4 protein-coding genes are annotated in these 3,089 nt (G+C 35.1%); all 4 read right to left on the minus strand.

Features of this window, described 5'->3' with window-relative positions:
* Positions 1 to 689 (minus strand): hypothetical protein (locus ABIQ27_RS06155; protein WP_348032902.1); only part of this gene is annotated, 689 nt, incomplete at its 3' end.
* Between the two features lie 125 nt (positions 690 to 814).
* A complete protein-coding gene (locus ABIQ27_RS06160; protein WP_348032903.1) occupies positions 815 to 1,582 on the minus strand; it encodes a DUF5131 family protein in 768 nt (255 codons plus the stop codon).
* A 1-nt stretch (position 1,583) separates the two neighbouring features.
* A complete protein-coding gene (locus ABIQ27_RS06165; protein ID WP_348032904.1) occupies positions 1,584 to 1,808 on the minus strand; it encodes an excisionase family DNA-binding protein in 225 nt (74 codons plus the stop codon).
* 148 nt (positions 1,809 to 1,956) lie between these two features.
* The gene (locus ABIQ27_RS06170) at positions 1,957 to 2,946 is read right to left on the minus strand and encodes a hypothetical protein (protein ID WP_348032905.1); all 990 of its coding nucleotides are present in this window, start codon (positions 2,944 to 2,946) and stop codon (positions 1,957 to 1,959) included.
* Positions 2,947 to 3,089: the final 143 nt, after the last annotated feature.

Below are 3,089 nucleotides of genomic sequence, written 5' to 3' on the forward strand. Positions count from 1 at the left end.
AAAATTGGTGCCTTTTTATCTGGCTGGTAAGCAAAAGGTAACTGGTAGGTTAAAAAATCTGCGCTATCAAAGCCACGTAAAAATTGCTTTTCCTGTTTGATTACATAAGTACCGTTTTGCAAATTGATCAATACTTCATCACCGTTCCTCTCCGGTTTGGGTATATAAGCAGTTGAAAAAAACTGTTTTCCCAGATCAGTTCGAAAAGCATAATACCTGGCTGTATAAATAGGCACACCTAAATTTTCTGCAGATTTACCCAAGAAGTGAAACAGTTCCTCTTTTGTCAATTGTTTCCAAAATGCGCCATTATAAATAAAAACATGCCCATCATTTATGCATAAGGACCAGCTTCTTTTCTTTGCCACGTTTAGTATTTCCTCTACAGAAATGATAATTAGGTGCTGCCTTGATACCCCTTCTTCATCGGATAAACCAGCTTTTACTTGAAAATCTATTTTTTTAACCCCTATTAGTAATTCTGCTAATATTTTCTGGTGAGATATGATGCAATTTTCTTCCATTTTTACCTCTTCCGCAATAAGTTTTAACTGCCCAAGATTACTTTTCTCATCTGTAGAATTTATTACCCCTTGATTAATTTGTTCACTTTGCTGATTTTCATCGTGTTCTAATTTAATCTGTTCTGTAATTACCTCTTTTACTATTTCTTCATTTAAATTTTCCATAACCTTTTTTAATTGGGGGCACACATAATATTGTATGCCCCCGGTTTATAAATTTTGCTTTCTGCATCCTTTGACCCGCTGAGCCAACCAAAAGCAGTAGGGTTAGCTGGGTCTTTTCGTCAACTTTAAATTTTATGTTTTGGAAACTCTCTTACTCGCAGATGTTCTGGCCACTCTTCAATATTGCCCCCGTGCCGTTCCTTACAACCGAGTTGCTTTGATAACCAAGTCCCCAATTGTTTATTAAACACCGCCACATCTGTTTCTGATTTTAAATCAACTATAATTTTTTCCAACCACTTTAATTCGCAGGGTCGGTATAACCATTTACCCGTTTCATTTCCAGATTCGCCGCCAATAATAACCCAGTGTATATCATCTATGATCTTTTTCCCATCCACCTCTTTTAAGAGATTCAACTCGCCCAACAATGGTTCCGCTGAAATAAATCTTGTTCTGGCTGGTATTTGGCTTAAGATAGAAGCCCGATAGAAATAGTCCTGGCTTTCAACCGATACACCTAACCACACATTATCCCATCCATCACCCCAGTCAGCTGGCAAACTCTGCCTGATACGATCTGGTCTCTTTGTAAGTATCTGCCATGTGTGTTGGGGTGTTCTTCTAATGATATCCCAGGCATCATCTCTCCACATATCTGACTCACTGATAAAAAAGTCCGACCAACTGTTCGTGAATATTTTTCTGGGCTCCTTCCATTTTAATGCCTGATTAAAACTGTTGTTTTTCGTCCTTACTACCTCTTCCGGATTTCTGCCGTACCTCGTTTGATCTCTGTACATGTAACAATATTTGCATCCGGGACTGACCTTTTTGCATCCCCTCCAGAAATTTATTGTGGAATCGGTCCACTGAATTTTCGTTTGTTCCATTTTACTTCGTTTTTAAATTGTTAAATACTTCATTCCTGATCTCCTGTATGGTTGGCTGTCTGAACTGGTCCAACCATTTGTCAATGGCCTCTTTCTCGAACAGGAGCTTTTTGCCCGTTTTAATGAACGGGATCATGTTTCTGTATGTTTTTTTGTAAATGGCTGATTTGGATTCATTGATGTACTCAGCCAGTGCATCAATTCCGAAATACTTCTTTTCTAACATTGTATTCATTCAAAACTGTAAGTTCTTTTGGCGACCCTATTCCACTATCGGACATCAGGTAAAACATTACACTGTAAAATTAATAGCTGATTTGGGGGTGATAGGGTGACAGGTAAGGAAGTAAGTAAGGTTTTTCCGAAAGTTGATTTCAGCTTTGCAGTGAGTTATCTATTATCTGATCAATAATGGGCTTAAGGGGATTATTTTTCGATTTAAACCGGCTTACATTGGTATTATGGTTATCGCTGTCAAAAAGTTTACCATTTACTAAAATCTTACCAGATTTTTGAACACGAGGGATTGTTAATTCGGAATTATCGATAATACATCTTAACAAATAATGAGCTGCCTCAATATTGCTAATAAAGTTAATCGGAGCTGTTATTTTATCGAATTGGTTGTATATAAAAGACTTAAGGTCGATTATTCTATCATTATTAAAATTTTCTAATTCAAATATTAATTCGTCTGTCTGTTGATCCCTTAATTCAAATATTTCTTTTGCAATTCCCCCTTTAAGCATTGGAGGTTCTGAATAATTATTTTCTTCAGCTTCTACCTCGTTTAACAAATCAATTATGAAATTCGATTTTTCTCCAAAAACACTAAACTTTGGTGCCAGCCAATTATGTTTCTTATACACAAATCGAATAATCGCATTAACTGGCCTTTTGCAATCAGCATATTTATGAAATTTTTCATTTTGGTTTATCTGATCGAACAGAAATAAACAATCATTTATTATTTTTTCAAAAAAATATTTTGCCTTATACTTGTTAAGGGAGTTAATAATATTTTCATTTATCAATTTTGTTGAGATATAAAACTCTTCTCTCAAACGCTTATTTAACTCTTCTTCAAAAAAATATGTCTTTGTCTTTTTTTCTGTTAATGGGAAAAAATTATCTAGGTGAGATTCTTCTTCATTTAAAATTTCCTCATACTCGATAGTATAAGATTCCTTTTCTGTATCAATTTCAACAGGAGGGTTGTTTCTTATATCATTAAAGTTATTTGGGTCTGGGTAAAATAACTTTTTTGCATTTTCAAGTGCGTGAGATGAAAAAAATATCTCAAAAAAATTAAGCGGTTCTTTCTCAGTCGATGCTGAAGCTTTTATAATTAAAATTCTACTCAATCTCTTTTTAATTAAAACGCAGTTAATGCTTTGGCCATTTCTTTTTTGGCATCATCATCGAAACTACCAAGGTAAGCTTTTGTGGTTGCTTCAGAGCTATGCCCCAACGCCTCAGAAATATTTGAAATATTCGCACCAGACCT

It is taken from the genome of Flavobacterium sp., from assembly GCF_039916025.1.
GTDB lineage: Bacteria > Bacteroidota > Bacteroidia > Flavobacteriales > Flavobacteriaceae > Flavobacterium.